The organism is Microbacterium sp. NPDC056003, from assembly GCF_042274785.1.
GTDB lineage: Bacteria > Actinomycetota > Actinomycetes > Actinomycetales > Microbacteriaceae > Microbacterium.
Genome location: NZ_JBHJXQ010000001.1, coordinates 911497 through 930667, shown reverse-complemented (window position 1 = coordinate 930667; position 19171 = coordinate 911497). Strand labels below are relative to the sequence as shown.

The following is a 19171-nucleotide window of genomic DNA, read 5'->3' as shown; positions in this document are numbered from 1 at the left end:
TTGCTGATCGCAGCGGCGGGGCTGTCGGCCGTCCTCGCGGCGATCCCGCTCGTCTACCTCGGCGTCCGCATCGGCGAAGCGGGGTGGGAGGGTGTGATCCGGGTGATGGAGCGGCCCCGGATCCCCCTGCTGCTTGCGAACACGGTCGTGCTCGCGGCATCCGTCACCCTCTCCGCCGTCGTGCTGGGAGTCGCCGGCGCACTCGCCCTCAGCCGCGTCCGGCTCCCTGCGCCACGGCTGTTCGCGGTCGCGGCCGTGCTGCCGCTCGCGGTGCCGTCGTACCTGGCGGCTTTCGGCTGGCTCGCGACCTTCCCGGGGATCCACGGATTCTGGCCGTCGTGGGCGGTGCTCACCCTGGTGACCGTTCCCTATGTGACCCTCCCCGTCGTCGGCGCGCTCCGCGGCGCACCCGCCGCGTTCGCAGAGGTCTCGCGCACGCTCGGCCACGGTCCGGTGCGCACGTTCGTCTCGGTGATCTGGCCGGGAATCCGCACCCCGACGCTCGCCGGTGCGCTGCTGACCTGCCTGTACGTGCTCGCGGACTTCGGCGGGGTCGCGCTGTTCCGCTATCCGGTGCTGACGACCGCGATCCACCAGGCGTACGGGGCGAGCTTCGACCGGTACTACGCCGCCGTCCTCGCGGGCGTGCTCGTGGTCATCGCGCTCGCGATCTTCGCGGCCGAGCGGCGCCTCCGCCCACGCCGGGAGTTCGCCGTCGGACGTGCGGGCGCCAGGCCTCCTGGCCTCACCGGATGGATCGTTCCGGTCGCCGCCGTCGTGCTTCTCATCGCGCCGATCGGCGCGGTCGCGGTGCCGGTCGCGAGTCTCGTGGCGCGCCTGCTGAACGCGCAGACGGTCGGCGAGACGGATGCCTCGGCCCTCGTCGAGGCGACGGCCAACACGATCGTCCTGTCCGTCGCCGGCGCGATCATTGCGGTGATCCTCGCCCTGCCGATCGCGACGCTCGCCGCGCGGTACGCGGGGCGGGTGTCGCGCATCCTCGAGACGGCGGGGTCCGTGCCGCTGGCGGTCCCGGGAATCGTCGTGGGACTCGGACTCGTGTTCTTCGCGCTGGTCGCTGTGCCCGCGCTCTATCAGACGTCGATCCTGCTGGCCTTCGCGTACGGCATCCTCTTCCTGCCGAAGGCTGTCGGCACGATCCGTTCGTCGATCGAGCGCGTCCCTCGTGCACTCGGAGACGTCGCGGGGACTCTCGGGCACGCTCCGCTTGCAGCGTGGTGGCGCGTGACGATGCGACTCGCGCGACCGGGGATCCTGGTGGCGGCGCTGTTCATCGCGGTGACGGCGATGAAGGAACTGCCGGCGACGCTCATGCTCCGCCCCACGGGGACGACGACGCTGGCGGTCGAGCTGTGGGCGAGGACCGACATCGCCCAGTACGGAGCCGCCGTGCCCTACGCGGTGGTGCTCGTCGTGCTCGCGACGATTCCGGCGGCGCTGCTGTCGCCGCGGGAGGAGCGTGTCGACATGGGAAGGCCGGTATGAGCGAACTCGTGGTGGACGGTGTGGTCGTGGACCTCGGCGGTGCGGACGTGCTGACGGATGTGTCGCTGCGGGTGCCCGACGGTGCGTTCGGGGTGATCGTCGGCCCGAGCGGCTGCGGCAAGTCGACGCTGCTGCGCACGATCGCGGGGCTGATCCCGGCGCGCGCGGGACGCGTGGAACTCGGCGGTGAGATCGTCACGGATGCCGCCGCGGTCGTGGTGCCGCCGGAGCGTCGTGGGGTCGGCTGGGTGCCGCAGGATGCGACGCTGTTCCCGCACCTGACCGTGGCGCAGAATGTCGCGTTCGGTCGTGCCGGCCTGCGGGCGCGCCGACGACGGGCAGGGGAGCGCCTTCGTGCCGGCGATGACGAGCGCGTGCTCGGCGAGCTGCTCGAATTGACCGGCCTCGACGCCCTCGCCTCCCGGTACCCCGATCAGCTCTCGGGGGGTCAGGCGCAGCGGGTCGCGCTGGCGCGCGCTCTGGCCGCCGAGCCCCGGCTGCTTCTGCTCGACGAGCCGTTCGCCGCGCTGGATCCGCAGCTCCGCGGCGAGCTGCGGGAGGACGTGCGCGCGCTGCTCGAGCGGTTGCGCGTGACCTGCCTGATGGTCACCCACGATCAGGACGAGGCTCTGCTGATCGCCGACATGGTGGTCGTGATGCGCGATGGGCGGGTGGTGCAGGAGAGCTCGCCCGTCGACCTCTACCGGCATCCCGTCTCGCCGTGGGTCGCGACGTTCGTCGGCGAGGCCGTCTTCACCGACGGCGTCGCGGCGGGGGCGGTGGCATCCACTCCGCTCGGCGATCTCGTGATCTCGCCGCCCGCGAATGGCCCGGTCACCGTGATGCTGCGACCGGAGCAGTTCGAGCTGACGGCGGACGGACCCCTCTCCGCCCGTGTCACGCGCGTGCAGTATGGCGGGCACGCGGCGCTCGTCCACCTGGACAGCGGGGCGGGCGCCCTCCTGGCACGCGTGCCGGCCGGGTCGATCCCCCGGGTCGCAGACGAGGTGGCGGTCCGCGTCCGCGGATCCGCGATCGCCTATTCCTGACCCGGCGGAAGGGGCACGCTCGGCTCGTCGGGCGACGGGAAGCCGGGTTCCTGCGGGTTCGGGGCGAGCGGCTCGTCCGGCGTCGGGACGGGCGGCTCCGCCGGGTACGGTCCGGGTGTCTCGCCCGGAGCTCCCGGGGTGCCGGGGAAGGTGTTCGGATCAGTCATGGGAAGGCCTCCTATCCCCCCCAGAGTGGGCCGGGGCGCGGCATCCCTCACCCCCGTTGACCGGGCCGCGCGAGCGGTGTACGCGCTCAGGGCGCGGGGGACGACGCGCCGCTGGGGTCGGCGAGGAGCCGCTCGAACGCCGCTTCGGCCGCGCCGATGAGCAGCCGGTCCTCGGCCAGCGAGGCGATGCGGATGTCGAGGCCCTCCATGTTCGCCGTCATCGCCTGCGCGCCCACGGCCGCCGTCAGCCCGTCGAGGTCGTGCTCGGCGAGCGTCGCCAGGAAGCCGCCCAGCACGACGACCGACGGATTCAGCACGTTCACGGCGTTGGCCAGTGCGGTCGCCAGGATGCCGCGCTGCCGCGTCACCTCGTCCCGGACATCGGGCTGATCCGATGCCGCGAGCGCCGCGGAGAGAGTCGGCTCATCGGCGGCCGACAGTCGCACGGCCGCCAGCAGCCGCGCGCGGCTCACCTCGTCCTCCAGCACGCCGTCGCCCGCCCGCCGGTCGGCGTTCGACGCGATGCCCGGCCGGTTCTGCCCGAACTCGCCGGCATAGCCGCCGGCGCCGGCCACCGGCATCCCGTGCACGATCAGCCCGCCGCCGATGCCGCTCGCGCCGCCGTTGAGGTAGACGACGTGGTCGATGCCGCGCGCCGCTCCGTAGAGGTGCTCGGCGACGGCGCCGAGGCTGGCGTCGTTGCCCACGACCGTGGGCAGCCCGGTCGCCGCGGTGACGAGGTCGCGCACCGGCGCGTCGGTCCAGTGCAAGTGGGGGGCGTCGCGCACGAGGCCGTCGGCCGCGCGCACGAGGCCGGGTACGGCGAGCCCGACCGCGACGATGCGCGCCCCGCTCAGTTCGCCCTGCCGCCACGCCGCGATGCGCTCGGCGATGATCGCCGCGGTCTCTTCCGGGGTGACCAGGTGGTCGACGTCGATGCGCTCGCGCAGCACGATCTCGCGGTCGAGTCCGATCGCCGCCAGCGTCACGGCGTCGACCTCGGGGTTCACCGCGGCGGCGAGGACACGGGGCGCGGCGGCGACCACGGGGGAGGGGCGCCCGACCCGCCGTGACGGATCGGGCGCGCGCTCCTCGACCAGTCCCTCGCGCGCGAGCTCCGCCACCAGATCGGCGATGGTCGACCGGTTCAGCCCGGTCGCTTCGGTCAGTGCGGCGCGAGACACCGGGCCGTCGAGGTGCACGAGTCGCATCAGGCGGGCCAGGTTTCGCTGGCGCACGCCTTCGGCGGCGGGGGACGCATCGGTCATCCCCCTCACTGTAGGGCCGTCACCGTGATCGGATCGGTATTTGTTGCGCTTGACTCCAAATGTGGAGCGGCCTACTCTGAGGACGTCCACATCACTTTCGACGCAGAGGTCGAAACTTTCGAGAGGTTCGAGGATGAACACACGCAGCAGGATGCGCGTCTTCGCCGTGATCGCAGCTGCCGGCCTCACAGCCGGCGCACTCGCCGGCTGTACGGCCGGTGGTGGCGGCGACGACGGCGACGGCGACGGCGAAGACGTCACACTCACCTGGTGGCACAACGCCACCAACGGTCCCCTGCCCGAGGTCTGGGAGGAAGTGGCGGCCGAGTTCGAGGAGGCCAACCCCGGCGTCAACGTCGAACAGGTCGGCTACCAGAACGAGGAGCTGCAGCGCACGCTGATCCCCAACGCGCTCGCGGCAGGCGACCCGCCGGACCTCTTCCAGGTGTGGCCGGGCGGCGAGCTGCGCGACCAGGTCGAGAACGGCTATCTGATGCCGCTCGACGACCTGATCCCCGACACCATCGAGAGCGTCGGCGCCACGGTGAACCCGTGGCAGGTCGGCGGCGACACCTACGGCGTCCCCTTCACCTTCGGCATCGAGGGCTTCTGGTACAACACCGACATGTTCGAGGAGGCCGGCGTCGACGTGCCCGAGACGTTCGACGACCTCGTCGACGCGGTGGCCGACCTGCGCGAATCGGGCGTCGTCCCGATCTCGGTCGGAGCCGGCGCCGGCTGGCCGGCCGCGCACTGGTGGTACCAGTTCGCGCTCAAGTCCTGCTCGCCCGAGACCCTCGCCGCGGGTCAGGAGGAGTTCGACTTCAGCGACGCCTGCTGGGTCGAGGCGGGCGAGCAGCTCGAGGACTTCCTCGGCATCGAGCCGTTCCAGGACGGCTTCCTCGGCACCGTGCCTCAGGAGGGCGCGGGCAGCTCGGCGGGCATGATCGCCAACGGCCAGGCGGCCATGGAGCTCATGGGCCACTGGAACGCCGGCACGATCGGCGGTCTCACCCCCGACCAGCAGGTGCCCGCCTTCCTCGGCTGGTTCCCGGTGCCCGGCATCGACGGCGCGGCGGGCGACCCGACGGCCGCCCTCGGCGGCGGCGACGGCTTCGGCTGCGCGGCCGAGGCGCCGCCGGAGTGCGCCGACCTGCTGGCCTACATCATGTCCGAGGACGTCCAGCGGCGCTTCGCTGAGAGCGGCTCGGGCATCCCGACGGTGCCCGCCGCACAGGATGGGCTCGAGGATGAGAACCTCAAGGCCGTCGCAGCCGGGCTGGCCGAGGCATCCTTCGTCCAGCTCTGGTTCGACACCGCGTTCGGCACCACCGTCGGCAACGCCATGAACGAAGGCATCGTCAACCTGTTCGCAGGCAACGGCACGCCCGAGGACATCGTCAAGCGGATGCAGGACGCCGCGGCGACGCTGTAGACATGGCCACTCTCACCACGCCCGGGCCCGCGGTCACCGCGGGCCCGGGCCCTGCACCCACGCGCCCCCGGCGGCGCGGCGAGGCCCGCAAGCGCCTCGAGATCTTCTTCTTCATCACCCCCGCGCTCGTGCTGTTCCTGGGCTTCGTGATCCTGCCGGTGATCCTCGCGGCGGTCTACAGCCTCTTCAATCTGCCTCCCGCGTTCCAATGGGAGAACCTCGCCGACTCGGGCCGCTTCATCGGTCTCGACAACTACGTGCGGGCGCTGACGACGCCCGAGTTCCAGCGAGCCATCGCCAACACCTTCTTCATCCTGATCATGTCCCTGCTCGTGCAGGGTCCGATCGCCATCGGCATCGCGCTGCTGCTCAACCGGCGCCTGCGCGGCCGCAGCGTCTTCCGCCTGCTGATCTTCGTGCCGTACGTGCTCGCCGAGGTCATCGCGGGCCTGTCGTGGCGACTCATCCTCCAGCCGACGGGAGCGGTAAACGCCACCCTCGAGGCCATCGGACTCGGCGGACTCGCCCAGAACTGGCTCGCCGACCCCGATCTCGCGCTCTGGACGATCTTCTTCATCCTCACGTGGAAGTACATCGGCTTCGCCATCCTGCTCATGCTCGCGGGACTCCAGGGCGTGCCCGACGAGCTCGCCGAGGCCGCGGCCATCGACGGCGCCAGCTGGTGGCAGATCCAGCGCTACATCACCCTGCCGCTCCTCGGCCCGACGATCCGCATCTGGGCGTTCCTGTCGATCATCGGCTCGCTGCAGGTCTTCGACATGATCTGGGTCACCGTCGCGCCCGCCGTGCGGCGGATCGCGACCGAGTCCATGGCGACCTACATGGTGCAGCAGGGGCAGTTCGCCGGGCAGCCCGGCTACGGCAGTGCGATCGCCGTGATCCTGTTCGTCATCTCGCTCGTCATCGCACTCGTCTACCAGCGCTTCGCGCTGCGCCGCGACCTCGCGGGGTCGATCACCGGATCCTCGGCCCGCCGCTCGCGCGAGCCCGGCGTCCGTCGCCAGAGAGAGGAGGGTTGACATGTCGGCCACCACCACCATCGTCACCGGCGGCACCGCGGCGCGCGACGTCCCGCCCGCCCGTCGCGGATTCGACTGGGGCCAGCCGTTCGTCTACCTCGTGGCGCTCGTCATCGCGGCGATCGCCGTCGGCCCCGTGATCTACGTCTTCATGGGCGGCCTGCGCACCACCGCCGACATCAACGCCAACCCGGCCGGACTGCCCGATCCGTGGACCCTCGAGAACTGGATCGCGGTGCTCAGCGCTCCGAGGTTCTGGGGCAACGTCTTCGCGAGCACGGTGCTGGCCGTCTCTACGACCGTCGGTGTCGTCGTCGCGGGCATCATGGCCGCCTTCGTGCTGGCGCGCTACGAGTTCCGCGGCCGTCAGGGCGTCTACACCCTGTTCGCCGCGGGTCTGATGTTCCCGCTGACCGTCGCCGCGCTGCCGCTCACGCTGCTGCTGCGCACGCTCGGACTGCACGGAACGTACCTCGGCGTGATCATCCCGGGCATCGCGTTCGCCCTGCCGACCACGATCATCATCCTGGTCCCGTTCCTGCGGGCGATCCCCGCCGAGCTCGAAGAGGCGGCGATGATCGACGGCGCATCGCGCATCGGGTTCTTCTGGCGCATCATGCTGCCGCTGGCCAAGCCGGGCCTGATCACGGTCGGCATCCTGGCCTTCGTCGCGAGCTGGAACGGCTACCTGCTTCCGCTGCTCGTGATCAGCACCGGCAGCCTGCCGCAGGAACTGTGGCCCCTACCGCTCGGAGTGACGCAGTTCTCCAGCCAGTACTCGCAGAACACCGGCGCGATCCTGGCGTACACCTCATTGGCGATGATCCCGGCGCTGGCGTTCTTCCTCGTCGCCGAGAAGCGGATCGTCGGCGGACTGACAGGAGCGGTGAAGGGATGACCCTCTCGAACCAGACAGGCATCGAGAGCGTCGCGCCCTGGCGCGATGCGACGCTGCCGATCGACGACCGCGTCGACGCGCTCATCGCCGAGATGAGCGTCGCCGAGAAGGTGGCGCAGCTCTACGGCGTGTGGGTCGGAGCCTCCGACGACGGCGAGGACGTCGCCCCGCACCAGCACGACATGGACGACCATCTCGACCTCGACGCCATCCTGCCGATGGGCCTCGGGCAGCTCACGCGGCCCTTCGGCACGGCCCCGGTCGACCCCGCGACCGGTGCGCTCTCGCTCCAGCGCGCGCAGCAGCGGATCATGGCCGCGAACCGCTTCGGCATCCCCGCACTCGCGCACGAGGAGTGCCTCGCCGGGTTCGCCACCTGGGGCGCGACCGCCTACCCGGTGCCGCTGAGCTGGGGCGCGTCGTTCGACCCCGACCTGGTGCGCGAGATGGGCCGCCGCATCGGCGACGACATGCGCTCCGTCGGCGTGCACCAGGGCCTCGCGCCGGTGCTCGACGTCGTGCGCGATGCCCGCTGGGGTCGCGTCGAGGAGACGATCGGCGAAGACCCCTACCTCGTGGGCACGGTCGCGACCGCCTACATCCAGGGCGTCGAGTCGGCGGGCGTCATCGCGACGCTGAAGCACTTCGTCGGCTACTCCGCCTCCAAGGGCGGGCGCAACCTGGCACCGGTCTCGGTGGGTCCTCGTGAGCTCGCCGACGTGCTGCTGCCGCCGTTCGAGATGGCGATCCGCGAGAGCGGGGTCCGCTCGGTGATGAACTCGTACACCGACCTCGACGGCATCCCGACGGCTGCCGACGCCTCGCTGCTGACCGGACTGCTCCGCGACGAATGGGGCTTCGAAGGCACGGTGGTCGCCGACTACTTCTCGATCGCGTTCCTGAAGGAGCTCCATCGCTACAGCGAGGAGTGGACGGATGCTGCGCGCGACGCGCTCGCCGCGGGCATCGACGTCGAGCTGCCGACCGTCAAGACCTTCGGGCCGGCGTTCGTGCGCGCCGTCGAAGACGGCGAGGTCGACGAGGGCCTCATCGACCGTGCTCTCCGGCGCGTGCTGCGGCAGAAGGCGGAGCTCGGCATGCTCGACGCCGCCTGGTCGCCGGTGCCGTCCGCGCTCGCTGACCGTGACGGCGCGAGCGAGGACGTGCGCGGCAGCGTCGACCTCGACCCCGCCGCCAACCGCGACCTCGCCCGGCGTCTCGCCGAGGAGGCCGTCGTGCTGCTCTCCAACGACGGCACCCTGCCTCTGGCCCGCCCGAAGCGCATCGCCGTCGTCGGGCCGACCGCCGCGGATCCGTACGCCGTGCTGGGCTGCTACTCGTTCCCCTCGCATGTCGGGGTGCGGCATCCCGAGATCCCCATCGGCATCTCCCTGCCGACCCTGCGGGAGGCGGTCGCCGCGGAGTTCCCCGACGCCGAGATCGTCTACGCGCAGGGCACCACGGTCGACGGCGGCGAGACTGAGGGGTTCGAGGAGGCCGCGGCCGCGGCATCCGGGGCCGATGTCGTCGTGCTCGCACTCGGCGACCGTGCCGGACTCTTCGGCCGCGGAACCAGTGGCGAAGGCTGCGACGTCGCCGACCTGTCCCTCCCGGGGGCGCAGCAGGCGCTGCTCGACACCGTGCTCGACAGCGGTACGCCGACCGTCGTGACGTTGCTGGCCGGGCGCCCCTACGCGCTCGGGTCGGCTCCCGAGCGGGCGGCGGCGATCGTGCAGACGTTCTTCGCCGGCGAGGAGGGCACCGGGGCGATCGCCGGCGTGCTGAGCGGCCGGGTCAACCCGAGCGGGAGGCTGCCGGTGAGCGTGCCCCGCGACCCGGGCGCTCAGCCGTCGACCTATCTCGCGGCGACGCTCGCGCGGCGCAACGAGGTGTCGAACATCGATCCCACCGCGGCGTTCGCGTTCGGCCACGGCCTCGGGTACTCCCACTTCGTCTGGGCGGATGCCGCAGCCTCGGCTGCCGAGATGAGCGTCGACGGGTCGGTGACGGTGTCGATCCACGTGGGCAACGCCGGCGAACGGGACGGCGTCGAGGTCGTGCAGCTGTACGTGCACGATCCCGTCGCGTCGGTCGTGCGCCCGGTGCAGCGGCTCATCGGCTACGCGCGCGTGCCGCTGCGGGTCGGCGACCGCGTGCGCGTGTCGTTCGAGGTGCCGGCCGACCTGGTGTCGTTCACCGGCGCAGACGGCCGCCGCCGCGTCGAGCCGGGCGCGATCGACTTCGGCTTCGGTCGCTCCAGCGCCGAGATCGTCGCGACACGCACGGTGCGGGTGACGGGCGACGTGCGCCACGTCGGCAGCCGACGCGCGCTGCACGCGAAGGTCGGCGTGACCCCGGAGTGAGGTCCGCCGCTACGCCGTGGCCGAGCTGATCGCCCGCACGGCCGCGTCGAAGTCGAGGGTCTGGAGCACCTCGACAGCGCGGTCGTAGCGGGCGCCGGCGAGGACGACGAACACCGCGCCGACGACGTCGATGTAACCGACGACATGCTCGCACACCCGCACCTCGTAGCGGTCGACGCCGAGGCGGTCCCAGCGCACGACGGCGTCAGGCGGCGCGGGCTGCTGCGGCCGGCGGGGCGGGAGTTCGCGGAGCGTGCGGACTCCGCGCGAGCGCAGGACGGTCGGGCGTGGCGACGACGTCGGCAGTTCCAGGACCATGGCGCGCTCCTTTCGCGTGAAGCGATCATGCGCCGCTTCCTGCGCTGGAGCAGGAGGCTTGACTCCGGCCCGGCTCCCCGGTATGCCCGGCCCCGCCTGGTGAGTGGGCGTCCCGGCGCGGTTTCGAGACCTCTCCCCGTCGGGGGGTCCGCGGGCGGGGGAACGCCGCAGAATCGGAGATCGTGCCCGACACGCGGGGTGGGGGATGCTTCGCCCCGGCGTGTCGGCCGGATCTCCGATGTTGCGACGCCCGACCCGGCGGGCTGGTCAGCGAGCGGGCGGCGGGGCGCTGCTGTCGCGCACCACGAGGTGCGTCGCGAGGTCCATGCGCAGGGTGTCGGCCGTGGCGCCGTCGGCGAGGCGCAGCGCGAGGCGCGTGGCCTCCTCTCCCATGCGCCGCAGCGGCTGGTGCACGGTCGTGAGCTGCGGGCTCATCCAGCGGGAGAGCGCGATGTCGTCGTAGCCCACGACGGACAGGTCGTCGGGCACGCGGAGCCCCGCCGCCGAGCCGGCGGCGATCACACCGAGCGCCTGCAGGTCGCTGCCGGCGAAGATCGCGGTCGGCGGGTCGGGCAGCGCGAGCAGTTCGCGGCCGTGGTGCTCTCCGCCGCCGGGGTGGAAGTCGCCGAAGCGGATCAGCTCAGGGTCGATCGGCAGCCCGGCGGCGTTCATGGCCGAGCGGTAGCCGTCGACGCGCGCCAGCGAGCACATCATGTCCTCGGGGCCGGTGATCGCGGCGATCCGGTGGTGGCCGAGCTCGATCAGGTGGCGCGTGGCCATGAGCCCGCCCGACCAGTTCGCCGATCCGACCGAGGGCACGTCGGGCGACGGGTCGCCCGCCGGGTCGACGATGACGAACGGGATGCCGCGCGACCGCAGCTTCTCGCGGTACCGGGCCTCCAAGTCGCTGAACACCAGCACGACCCCGACCGGGCGGCGGCGCAGGACGCCGTCGATCCAGTCGGGCGCGGGAGAGTGACGGTCGCCGCTCACGGTCAGCACGACGGAGAGACCGGCTGCGTGCGCGACGTCTTCCACGCCCTCGATGACCTCCATCGACCAGATCGGCTCGAGCTCGTGGAAGACGAGCTCGACGAACTCGCTGCGCTGCGCCGACGTGCGGCGCTGGTACCCGTGCCGCGCGAGGTGCTCCTCGAGCCGGGCGCGGGTCGCGGGCGAGACGTCCGTGCGGCCGTTCAGCACCTTCGACATCGTCGCGAGCGAGACCCCCGCCTCCGCGGCGATCTCGGCGAGGGTCACTCGGGTCGTGTCGGCCATGGGTCGATGCTAGCGCCGAAAGTATCGGACGTGGAGGGCGTAATTCTCGGAATCGAGCAGTGGACGCAGCATCCGCTCATGCTATAGGTTGTCTTCAACAACATTTAGTTCACCGTCGAACCTGGTTCGCCGCCGAATCGAGGAGCGTCATGCCCACCCCCACTCCCGCCGACAAGTTCTCCTTCGGTCTCTGGACCGTCGGCTACAACGGCACCGATCCCTTCGGCGGGCCCACCCGCAACCCGCTCGACGTCGTGCACGTGGTCGAGAAGCTCGCCGAGCTCGGCGCCTACGGCCTGACCTTCCACGACGACGACCTGTTCGCGTTCGGGTCCACCGACACCGAGCGCCAGAAGCAGATCGACCGGCTCAAGGGCGCGCTCGCCGACACCGGCCTCATCATCCCGATGGTGACCACCAACCTCTTCTCGGCGCCGGTCTTCAAGGACGGCGGCTTCACGGCCAATGACCGCGACGTGCGCCGCTTCGCGCTGCGCAAGGTCTTCCGCCAGCTCGACCTCGGTGCCGAGCTCGGCGCGAAGACGTTCGTCATGTGGGGCGGCCGCGAGGGTGCCGAGTACGACTCGGCCAAGGACGTCCGCCAGGCGCTGGAGCGGTACCGCGAGGCCGTGAACCTGCTCGGCGACTACGTCACCGACAAGGGCTACGACATCCGCTTCGCGATCGAGCCCAAGCCGAACGAGCCCCGCGGCGACATCCTGCTGCCGACGCTCGGCCACGCGATCGCGTTCATCGACTCGCTCGAGCGTCCCGAGCTCGTCGGCCTCAACCCCGAGGTCGGCCACGAGCAGATGGCCGGGCTGAACTTCGCCGCCGGCATCGCGCAGGCGCTGTTCCACGGCAAGCTCTTCCACATCGACCTCAACGGCCAGCGCGGCATCAAGTACGACCAGGACCTCGTGTTCGGCCACGGCGACCTGCACAACGCCTTCGCCCTCGTCGACCTGCTCGAGAACGGCGGCCCCGGTGGCGTGCCCGCCTACGACGGCCCGCGCCACTTCGACTACAAGCCCTCGCGCACCGAGGACGAGGTCGGCGTGTGGGAGTCGGCCGCCGCGAACATGCGCACCTACCTGCTGCTCAAGGAGCGCGCCGCGGCGTTCCGCGCCGACCCCGAGGTGCAGGAGGCGCTCGCCGCCGCCAAGGTCGACGAGCTCGCCACCCCGACTCTGAACCCGGGTGAGACGTACGAGGACTTCCTGGCCGACCGCTCGGCCTACGAGGACTTCGACCCCAGCGTGTACCTGGGCGGCAAGGGCGCCGGGTTCGTGCGCCTGCAGCAGCTCGCGACCGAGCACCTGCTCGGCGCCCGCTGACCCGTCCTCGCCCGAATCAGGGGATTCTCGACGTGACCGGGGCACCGCCCTCGGGCTCGCGAAGAATCCCCTGATTCGCGCCACCGTGTGAAGGAGGAGCGATGCCGCTCGTCATGGGAGTCGACTCGTCGACCCAGTCCTGCAAGATCGTGATCACGGATGCCGCGACCGGCGCGATCGTGCGTCAGGGGCGTGCATCCCACCCGGCCGGCACCGAGGTCGACCCCGCCGCCTGGTGGCAGGCGCTGCAGGCCGCGATCGCCGACGCCGGCGGTCTCGACGATGTCGAGGCGTGGGCTGTCGGAGGCCAGCAGCACGGCATGGTCGTGCTCGACGAGGGCGGGCGGGTCATCCGCCCGGCGCTGCTGTGGAACGACACCCGCTCCGCGCAGGCGGCGGCCGACCTCACCGCCGAGTTCGGCGCCGAGGTGCTCGCCCGTCGCACGGGACTCGTGCCGGTGGCATCCTTCACCCTCACGAAGCTCCGCTGGCTGCGCGATGCCGAGCCCGGCAACGCTGCGCGCGTCGCAGCCGTCGCGCTCCCGCACGACTGGCTGACCTGGCGCCTGCGCGGCTTCGGACCCGAGGGCGAGTCGCCGCGTGGACCGATCCTCGACGAGCTCGTGACGGATCGATCGGATGCCTCGGGCACCGGCTACTGGAACCCCGAGACCGGCGGGTACGACCGCGAACTCCTGGCGGCCGGCCTCGGGCACGACGCTCTGCTGCCGCGCGTGCTCGGCCCGGACGAGTGGGTCGAGGACGCGGACGGCCGTCGCGTCGGCGGCGGCGCGGGCGACAACGCCGGCGCCGCGCTCGGACTGGGCGCCGGACCGGGCGACGTCGTCGTGTCGATCGGCACGAGCGGCACCGTGTTCGCCGTCAGTGACGATCGCACGATCGACCCATCGGGCACGGTCGCCGGATTCGCCGACTGCACGGGGCGCTTCCTGCCGCTCGTCGCCACCCTCAACGCCGCGCGCGTGCTCGATGCGATCGCGGGCCTGCTCGGCGTCGACCACGCCGAGCTGTCCCGGCTCGCGCTCGCGGCGTCGCCCGGGGCGGACGGCCTCGCGCTGGTGCCGTACTTCGAGGGGGAGCGCACCCCGAACCTGCCCGACGCGACCGCGTCGCTCACCGGGATGACGCTCGCCTCGACCACGCGGGAGAACCTCGCGCGCGCCGCCGTCGAGGGCATGCTGTCGGGACTCGCGGCCGGCCTCGACGCCCTGCGGAGCCTCGGTGTGCCGCTCGAGCGCGCGCTGCTCATCGGCGGAGGCGCGCAGTCCGAGGCCGTGCGGGCGATCGCCCCCCTCGTGCTCGGCCTCGCGGTCGAGGTGCCCGAGCCCGGCGAGTACGTCGCCCTCGGCGCCGCGCGCCAGGCCGCCTCGGTGCTCGCGGGCTGAGCCCGGGTCGAGGCCGGGCCCGCCGAACGCGCCCCGCCCGCCCGTCCCCCGACCCCTCGGCGGCCTCCCCTGACACAATGAACCCATGCCGGAGCGCTCCGACCTCGACGCCATCGCGGCCGAGCTCTACGTCCTCCCGCCGGCCGAGTTCACGGCTGCGCGCAACGCCCGCGCCGGCATGGCCGACCGGTCCATAGCCGCGCAGGTGAAGGGGCTGCGCAAGCCCACCGTGGCCGCGTGGACGGTCAACCTCCTCGCCCGCGGCGGACAGCTCGGCGAAGCGCTCGAGCTGTCGGCCGCGCTCCGCGAGGCACAGGACGACCTCGACGCCGCCGAGCTCTCCCGGCTCGGACGCCAGCGCCGCGCCCTCGTCGCCGCCCTCGCCACGCAGGCCGCCGGACTCGCGAAGGACGCCGGCGTCGCCGTCAGCGCCGCGGCGCGGGACGACGTCGAGAAGACCATCAATGCGGCGGTGATGGATGCCGCGGCCGCCGCCGCCGTCATGACGGGTCGCCTCGTCACTCCGCTCGAAGCGGGCGCCTTCGAGGAGGCCGATCTCGTGGACGCGGTCGGCGGGTCGCTCCCCGGCATCGCCGCGCCTCGGCAGCGCGACGACCTCGCCGAGCGGCGCGCCCGGAAGGCGGCGGAGAAGGCCGCGCGCGAGGCCGAGCGCCTCGCCAACGAGGCCGAGCGCGAGCTCGCCCGCATCGACGCGCAGCGGACCAAGCTGCAGGAGCGCGTCGACCATGTCTCCGAGCGCATCGACGATCTGCGCCGCGACCTCGAGCGGCTCGAGGAGGAGCAGGCGAAGGCCCGAGCGGCGCTCGGGCAGGTCGAGGAGGAGCGGGGGGCCGCGGCATCCCGAGCCCGATCGGCCGCGAAGGACGCCGAACGCGCGCGCGACGCGCTCGGGGGCTGACGCATCTCACAGGTGTCTCGTAGCCGGCGTCCCTAGCGTGGGGGACATGGCCACCCCGGCGCCCCTCGCGCGCGCATCGAGTCCCGACGACACCTCGATCACGGTCTCGGCCGCCGAACTGCGCGGGATGCGTGACGAGTTCGAGCGCTTCCTCATGGAGTACCGCTTCGGCATGCAGGAGGTCGAGACGAAGCTCGGCATCCTGCGCGACGAGTTCCAGCTCGTGCACGACTACAACCCGATCGAGCACCTCGCCAGCCGCGTCAAGTCGCCGGACAGCCTCGTCGAGAAGGTGCAGCGCAAGGGCATCGACCCCGACTTCGCCTCGATCCGCGAGCACATCACCGACATCGCCGGCGTGCGCGTCACGTGCAGCTTCGTCTCGGACGCGTACCGCCTGTTCGACCTGCTCGCCGCGCAGGACGACATCCGCGTGATCACCGTCAAGGACTACATCGCGCAGCCGAAGTCCAACGGATACAAGAGCCTCCACGCGATCGTCGAGGTGCCGGTGTTCCTCTCGAGCGGCCGCGTCGAGGTGCCCGTCGAGGTGCAGTTCCGCACGATCGCGATGGACTTCTGGGCGAGCCTGGAGCACAAGATCTACTACAAGTACGACACCAACGTGCCCGCCGGACTGCTCGACGAACTCAAGGACGCCGCCGACACGGCCGCCGAGCTGGACGAGCGCATGGAGCGGCTGCATCGCGAGATCCGCGGCGCGGCTCACCCGTCGCCGCCGATGCGTCCCCGGCCGGTGCGCGCGATCGAGGCCTGACCTCCGGCTCTCCGGCCGGTGCAGACCGGAGTCACCACGCGGCTCACCCGTCGCTAGGGTGAGTCCGTGGACGATCTCGAGCCGACGCTGCTGATCATCCCGATCCTCGGCGTCCTCGCCCCGCTCGCAGCCCGCGGCCTGGGGCGATGGGTGCGCGTGCCGATCGTCGTGTTCGAGCTCGTGCTCGGCATCCTCGTCGGTCCCAGCGTGCTCGGATGGGCGCAGCCGGATGCCTTCATCGACGTCCTCTCGGAGTTCGGCCTGGCGATGCTGTTCTTCGTCGCCGGATCCGAGATCGAGTTCGCGGCGTTCCGGGGCCGCACCGGTCGTCGGGCATCGCTCGGATGGCTGCTGAGCCTGCTCCTCGGCGTGGGGCTGGCCTGGATCTTCGTGCCGGGCGAGGAAGCCGTGATCATCGGCATCGCACTGTGCTCGACGGCGCTGGGCACGATCCTGCCGATCCTGCGCGACGCCGGAGAGCTCAAGACGCCGTTCGGCAAGGCGATCGGCGCGATCGGGGCGATGGGCGAGTTCGGGCCGCTCATCGCGATCTCGGTCTTCCTCGGCGGCCGGGCGCCCGGCGCGTCGACGGTGGTGCTGCTGCTGTTCGTCCTGCTGGCCGGCGTCGCGATCTGGCTTGCGCTGCACGTACCGCGCGGTGCGATGCACCGCTTCGTCAACTCGACGCTGCACACGTCCGGGCAGTTCGCGATCCGCGTCGTGCTCGTCATCCTGGCGGCGCTGATCGCGATCAGCGTGGTGCTCGACCTCGACATCCTGCTGGGCGCCTTCGCCGCGGGCATCGTCTGGCGCCTGCTCATGCGCGACGCCGCCGAGTCCGACCGCTCCGCCGTGGAGAGCAAGGTCGAGGCGCTGGCGTTCGGTTTCCTGGTGCCGGTGTTCTTCATCTACACCGGGGTCACGTTCGACCTCGACGCGCTGATCGAGCAGCCCATCCTCCTCCTGCTGCTGCCGGTCGTGCTCGTCGTGCTGTTCCTCGTGCGCGGACTCCCCTCGATGCTCGCTGCGCCCGAGGGGTCGACCCGCCGCGACCGGCTGTCGGTCGCGCTGCTGGGGGCCACGGCGCTGCCGATCATCGTCGCGGTGACGGCGATCGGCCTCGACGAGGGCATCCTCTCGTCGGCGGCGGCCGCACTGCTCGTGGGCGCCGGAATGCTCTCGGTGCTGCTCTTCCCCCTCGTCGCGATGAGCATCCGCGGCGAGCGGCGCGTCGGATCGGCCGTGCCGGTCGAGGACGACGCGGCATGAGCGTCGCCGCCATCCTCGGCGTCGCCCGCGAGCGCCTCGCCCCGGCACGGCGGGAAGCCCTCGGTGAGCTCGTCTCGCCGCGACGCGTGTTCGGGATCGCCCGCGCCCCGCGGATCGTGCGGGCGGGCACCGCGTGGCACCTCGGCGCGCTGCTGCTGACCGACGACGCCGTGCTCGCGACGGGCGAGATCATCCGTGCCCGCGGCGAGGCCATCCGCGGGTACACCGCCGAATCGCAGCGGCGCCGGGGCGAACTCGCCGCGGCCGCACGTCGCGGCGGGTTCGAGGAGGGCGAGACCGTGCACATCGGGTGGCGGATGCTGGATCCCACCGCCCTCGACGGCACCGGAGCAGGCTCGGGCGCGTCGACCGACCCGCTCGCCCTCGTCGACGGCGTCCCGAGCATCCGGTGGAGCGCCTCCGGCGGCTTCATGCCCCTCGATCGCTACGTCGACGAGCGGATCGGCCTCCTGCTCGACCCGCCCGCCGGCGCGTGACCTCGTAGGGGACTGCCCGTCTCCTGTCAACAGGGGTGGACGCGTCAGCCGACTTCCGTAGCGTGAGGGTATGGCCGCCAAGGACCTCACTCGCCAGATCGTCGTCATCAGCGCCTTCTGCTTCATGATCGTCGCCGCGATGGTCGGCTCGGGACTGTTCGGCGGCACCTCCGTCGAAGACCTGCAGGACGGCGCGCTCTCGTCGGAGGGCTCGTACCTGGCACCCGCCAGCACGGCGTTCTCGATCTGGTCCGTCATCTACGTCGGGCTGTTCGCCTACACGGTGTGGCAGGCGTTCCCTCGACAGCGTGAGCGCTCGCGGCAGCGGGCGGTGGGCTGGCTCATCGCCGGCACGATGGTGCTCAACGGACTCTGGCTCGTGACGGCGCAGTTCCTGACGCTGCTGCTCACGGTTCTGTCGATCGTGCTGCTGCTGGCCCTGTTGTGCGTGACCTTCCGGGCCACGCTCCTCAATCCCGGGCGAGGTGTGCTCGACGCCCTGCTCATCGACGGCGTGACCGGCCTGCACCTCGGCTGGGTCACCCTCGCAACGGTCGCCAACACGTCGGCGTGGCTCACGACGATCGTCCCGGCCGAGGCCGGAGAGAACGCCGCCCTGTGGGGCATCGCGGTCCTCGTGGTGGTCGCCGTCATCGGCATCGGCATCGCGTGGGCGAGCGGCTGGCGCGTCGCCCCCGGCCTGGCGATGGCGTGGGGACTCACGTGGATCGGTGTCGGACGCCTCGCCGGCGAGCCCGAGAGCACACCGATCGGCGTCGCCGCGATCGTCGTGGCCGCGGTCGTCCTGCTCGTTCCGCTGGCCGGCGCGCTCCTGCATCGCGTCGCCGACGTGCGCAACGCCGAGGTCTGATCAGGCCGGGCCGAATCGCTGGGCGAAGGCGCGCAGGAGCCGGACCGGTTCGGTGACGGATGCCGCGAGCACTCGCCCCGCGACGGCGTCGTAGTGCTCCGCCTCGAAGTACCCGTCGTCGCGGTAGACCGCCATGCGCTCGGTGAACGCCTTCGTCGTGGGCTCCGGGTGGAACTGAGTCGCGTACAGCCGGTCACCCACGACGTAGGCCTGCACCGGGCACGCGGCGTTCACCGCGAGCTGCGTCGCGTCCGGCGGGAGCGCCGCGGTGCCCTCCTTGTGCGCGGTGAGCGCGGTGAAGCGCGAGGCCAGTGCGCCGAAGAGCGGATCGGCGCGGCCGGCGTCGGTGAGTTCGATCGTGACCGGTCCGGTGTCTTCGGGGAAGGCGCGGCTCACCTCACCCCCGAGCATGCGGGTGACCACGCCGATCCCGTAGCAGGTGAAGAGCGCCGCCGGCCCTTCGTGGCTGGCCGAGCCGTCGGCCACCCGACGCGCGATCCGCTCGAGGTCGCCTTCGAGACGTCGCTGCACGTCGGTCTTCGTCGACTCGGGATCGGCGACGTTGAACGGGCTGCCGCCGACGAGGAACCCGCTGTAGCGGTCGAAGACGTCGTCGGGGAGCGGCTCGCGCACGAGGTCGATCCGGTGGACCGCTGCCTCATCGAGCCTCATCGCGGTGCGGAACGACTCGTACTCGGCGGCCGCCGCGCCCTGCTGCGGCCGCACGCAGACATAGAGCAGCGGCGCGGTCGTCATGCGCAGAAGTCTAGGC

18 protein-coding genes are annotated in these 19171 nt (G+C 71.9%); 13 read left to right on the top strand and 5 right to left on the bottom strand.

Translation table 11 applies throughout. The features are described from left to right. Window positions 1–1506 carry an ABC transporter permease gene (locus tag ACFC1W_RS04265; protein WP_375989004.1) on the top strand — a complete coding sequence of 502 codons (1506 nt, stop codon included), beginning with the start codon at window positions 1–3 and terminating at the stop codon, window positions 1504–1506. Then, window positions 1503–2555 (top strand): ABC transporter ATP-binding protein, encoded by a 1053-nt coding sequence (locus tag ACFC1W_RS04260; protein ID WP_375989002.1) that lies wholly within the window; start codon window positions 1503–1505, stop codon window positions 2553–2555. The genes ACFC1W_RS04265 and ACFC1W_RS04260 overlap by 4 nt, the downstream gene beginning before the upstream one ends. On the opposite strand, the gene ACFC1W_RS04255 is transcribed toward ACFC1W_RS04260, so the two are convergent. Further along, a complete protein-coding gene (locus ACFC1W_RS04255; RefSeq protein WP_375988999.1) occupies window positions 2546–2722 on the bottom strand; it encodes a hypothetical protein in 177 nt (58 codons plus the stop codon). The two genes, ACFC1W_RS04260 and ACFC1W_RS04255, sit on opposite strands and share 10 nt — an antisense overlap. Window positions 2723–2808: 86 nt before the next feature. After that, a complete protein-coding gene (locus ACFC1W_RS04250; protein ID WP_375988996.1) occupies window positions 2809–3990 on the bottom strand; it encodes an ROK family protein in 1182 nt (393 codons plus the stop codon). Window positions 3991–4123: 133 nt separating this feature from the next. Here ACFC1W_RS04250 and ACFC1W_RS04245 point away from each other — a divergent pair, with 133 nt between their 5' ends. From ACFC1W_RS04245 to ACFC1W_RS04230, 4 genes are read left to right on the top strand one after another with little or no spacing between them, the layout of a single operon-like run. Beyond that, window positions 4124–5425 carry an ABC transporter substrate-binding protein gene (locus ACFC1W_RS04245; RefSeq protein ID WP_375988993.1) on the top strand — a complete coding sequence of 434 codons (1302 nt, stop codon included), beginning with the start codon at window positions 4124–4126 and terminating at the stop codon, window positions 5423–5425. Window positions 5426–5427: 2 nt separating this feature from the next. Continuing rightward, a complete protein-coding gene (locus ACFC1W_RS04240; protein WP_375988990.1) occupies window positions 5428–6465 on the top strand; it encodes a carbohydrate ABC transporter permease in 1038 nt (345 codons plus the stop codon). A 1-nt stretch (window position 6466) separates the two neighbouring features. Beyond that, entirely contained in the window at window positions 6467–7363 is an 897-nt protein-coding gene (locus ACFC1W_RS04235; RefSeq protein WP_375988988.1) for a carbohydrate ABC transporter permease, read from the top strand. Further along, window positions 7360–9726: a beta-glucosidase gene (locus ACFC1W_RS04230; protein WP_375988986.1), complete on the top strand. Its 2367-nt coding sequence runs from the start codon at window positions 7360–7362 to the stop codon at window positions 9724–9726. Before ACFC1W_RS04235 ends, ACFC1W_RS04230 begins: the two co-directional genes overlap by 4 nt. 9 nt (window positions 9727–9735) lie before the next feature. On the opposite strand, the gene ACFC1W_RS04225 is transcribed toward ACFC1W_RS04230, so the two are convergent. Next, window positions 9736–10044, bottom strand: a complete 309-nt coding sequence (locus ACFC1W_RS04225; RefSeq protein WP_375988983.1) for a hypothetical protein — start codon at window positions 10042–10044, stop codon at window positions 9736–9738. A gap of 267 nt (window positions 10045–10311) precedes the next feature. Then, window positions 10312–11322: a LacI family DNA-binding transcriptional regulator gene (locus ACFC1W_RS04220; RefSeq protein ID WP_375988981.1), complete on the bottom strand. Its 1011-nt coding sequence runs from the start codon at window positions 11320–11322 to the stop codon at window positions 10312–10314. A 149-nt stretch (window positions 11323–11471) separates the two neighbouring features. On the opposite strand from ACFC1W_RS04220, the gene xylA reads away from it, so the two are divergent. The 7 genes from xylA (at window position 11472) to ACFC1W_RS04185 (ending at window position 18399) form a co-directional block, all read left to right on the top strand. Continuing rightward, window positions 11472–12659 carry a xylose isomerase gene (gene xylA, locus ACFC1W_RS04215; RefSeq protein WP_375988978.1) on the top strand — a complete coding sequence of 396 codons (1188 nt, stop codon included), beginning with the start codon at window positions 11472–11474 and terminating at the stop codon, window positions 12657–12659. 101 nt (window positions 12660–12760) lie between these two features. Continuing rightward, on the top strand, window positions 12761–14065 hold the full coding sequence (xylB, locus tag ACFC1W_RS04210) for a xylulokinase (RefSeq protein WP_375988976.1): 1305 nt from the start codon (window positions 12761–12763) through the stop codon (window positions 14063–14065). A gap of 85 nt (window positions 14066–14150) precedes the next feature. Next, complete coding sequence (locus tag ACFC1W_RS04205; protein WP_375988974.1) at window positions 14151–14984, top strand: transposase; 834 nt, start codon at window positions 14151–14153, stop codon at window positions 14982–14984. A gap of 46 nt (window positions 14985–15030) precedes the next feature. After that, complete coding sequence (locus tag ACFC1W_RS04200; protein ID WP_375988972.1) at window positions 15031–15762, top strand: GTP pyrophosphokinase family protein; 732 nt, start codon at window positions 15031–15033, stop codon at window positions 15760–15762. Between the two features lie 66 nt (window positions 15763–15828). Then, window positions 15829–17031: a cation:proton antiporter gene (locus ACFC1W_RS04195; protein ID WP_375988970.1), complete on the top strand. Its 1203-nt coding sequence runs from the start codon at window positions 15829–15831 to the stop codon at window positions 17029–17031. Next, window positions 17028–17528, top strand: a complete 501-nt coding sequence (locus ACFC1W_RS04190) for a glutaminase (RefSeq protein ID WP_375988968.1) — start codon at window positions 17028–17030, stop codon at window positions 17526–17528. The genes ACFC1W_RS04195 and ACFC1W_RS04190 overlap by 4 nt, the downstream gene beginning before the upstream one ends. Window positions 17529–17598: 70 nt before the next feature. Beyond that, window positions 17599–18399 carry a tryptophan-rich sensory protein gene (locus ACFC1W_RS04185; RefSeq protein ID WP_375988965.1) on the top strand — a complete coding sequence of 267 codons (801 nt, stop codon included), beginning with the start codon at window positions 17599–17601 and terminating at the stop codon, window positions 18397–18399. On the opposite strand, the gene ACFC1W_RS04180 is transcribed toward ACFC1W_RS04185, so the two are convergent. Continuing rightward, window positions 18400–19155, bottom strand: coding sequence for a GMP synthase (locus tag ACFC1W_RS04180; protein WP_375988963.1), 756 nt, complete (start codon window positions 19153–19155; stop codon window positions 18400–18402). It abuts the gene before it with no gap. Between the last annotated feature and the right edge of the window lie 16 nt (window positions 19156–19171).

Coding starts and splice junctions, on each gene's coding strand:
- ACFC1W_RS04260 (WP_375989002.1), top strand. CDS start 1,503: ATGAGCGAACTCGTGGTGGACGGTGTGGTCGTGGACCTCGGCGGTGCG.
- ACFC1W_RS04255 (WP_375988999.1), bottom strand. CDS start 2,722: ATGACTGATCCGAACACCTTCCCCGGCACCCCGGGAGCTCCGGGCGAG.
- ACFC1W_RS04250 (WP_375988996.1), bottom strand. CDS start 3,990: ATGACCGATGCGTCCCCCGCCGCCGAAGGCGTGCGCCAGCGAAACCTG.
- ACFC1W_RS04245 (WP_375988993.1), top strand. CDS start 4,124: ATGAACACACGCAGCAGGATGCGCGTCTTCGCCGTGATCGCAGCTGCC.
- ACFC1W_RS04240 (WP_375988990.1), top strand. CDS start 5,428: ATGGCCACTCTCACCACGCCCGGGCCCGCGGTCACCGCGGGCCCGGGC.
- ACFC1W_RS04235 (WP_375988988.1), top strand. CDS start 6,467: ATGTCGGCCACCACCACCATCGTCACCGGCGGCACCGCGGCGCGCGAC.
- ACFC1W_RS04230 (WP_375988986.1), top strand. CDS start 7,360: ATGACCCTCTCGAACCAGACAGGCATCGAGAGCGTCGCGCCCTGGCGC.
- ACFC1W_RS04225 (WP_375988983.1), bottom strand. CDS start 10,044: ATGGTCCTGGAACTGCCGACGTCGTCGCCACGCCCGACCGTCCTGCGC.
- ACFC1W_RS04220 (WP_375988981.1), bottom strand. CDS start 11,322: ATGGCCGACACGACCCGAGTGACCCTCGCCGAGATCGCCGCGGAGGCG.
- xylA (WP_375988978.1), top strand. CDS start 11,472: ATGCCCACCCCCACTCCCGCCGACAAGTTCTCCTTCGGTCTCTGGACC.
- xylB (WP_375988976.1), top strand. CDS start 12,761: ATGCCGCTCGTCATGGGAGTCGACTCGTCGACCCAGTCCTGCAAGATC.
- ACFC1W_RS04205 (WP_375988974.1), top strand. CDS start 14,151: ATGCCGGAGCGCTCCGACCTCGACGCCATCGCGGCCGAGCTCTACGTC.
- ACFC1W_RS04200 (WP_375988972.1), top strand. CDS start 15,031: ATGGCCACCCCGGCGCCCCTCGCGCGCGCATCGAGTCCCGACGACACC.
- ACFC1W_RS04190 (WP_375988968.1), top strand. CDS start 17,028: ATGAGCGTCGCCGCCATCCTCGGCGTCGCCCGCGAGCGCCTCGCCCCG.
- ACFC1W_RS04185 (WP_375988965.1), top strand. CDS start 17,599: ATGGCCGCCAAGGACCTCACTCGCCAGATCGTCGTCATCAGCGCCTTC.
- ACFC1W_RS04180 (WP_375988963.1), bottom strand. CDS start 19,155: ATGACGACCGCGCCGCTGCTCTATGTCTGCGTGCGGCCGCAGCAGGGC.